Genomic DNA, 864 nt, shown 5'->3' with positions numbered 1-864 from the left:
AACAACCGGATACTTACAAGCAAATTGCAAAGCAGCTTGCTGAGCGTCGTATTGTCCGTGAGCAATACATCAAAGATTTTGTCGAAGACTTATCTCAAGAGATGAAAGCTTGTGGCATTAATGCCGAAGTAAGTGGTCGTCCTAAACACATCTACAGCATTTGGCGAAAAATGCAGAAGAAAAGTCTGGCGTTTGATGAATTGTTTGACGTGCGTGCAGTACGTATCATCGCCGACAAACTGCAAGATTGTTACGCTGCGCTAGGTGTGGTTCATACCAAATACAAGCACTTACCGAGTGAGTTCGACGACTACGTTGCAAACCCAAAACCAAACGGTTACCAATCGATTCACACCGTTATTCTTGGTCCTGAAGGCAAAACCATCGAGATTCAAATTCGTACCAAGCAAATGCACGAAGAATCTGAGCTGGGCGTTGCCGCACACTGGAAATACAAAGAAGGTGCGAGCAGCCGCAGTGGTTACGATGAGAAAATTACCTGGCTGCGTAAACTATTGGATTGGCAAGAAGAAATGTCCGATTCTGGTGAGATGTTGGATGAACTCCGAAGCCAAGTCTTCGATGACCGCGTCTACGCATTTACACCACGTGGCGATGTTGTCGACTTACCAATGGGGGCAACTCCACTAGACTTTGCCTACCACATTCACTCAGAAGTCGGGCACCGTTGTATTGGCGCCAAAGTTGGTGGCCGAATCGTGCCGTTCACCCACAAACTCCACATGGGCGATCAGGTCGAAATCATCACAGCAAAAGAGCCAAACCCATCGCGAGACTGGTTAAACCCATCACTAGGCTTTGTTCACTCAGGTCGTGCTCGTGCGCAGATCAACGCTTGGTTCC

Annotated in this window: 1 protein-coding gene; it reads left to right on the top strand. The window is 47.8% G+C overall.

Annotation, left to right across the window (positions count from 1 at the left end; genetic code table 11):
- Positions 1–864, top strand: an 864-nt coding sequence (locus R8N49_RS25935) for a TGS domain-containing protein (RefSeq protein ID WP_318190306.1), incomplete at both ends; no start/stop codon positions are given.

Source organism: Vibrio sp. 1978 (genome assembly GCF_033344345.1).
This window is presented reverse-complemented; position numbering and strand designations above follow the sequence as displayed.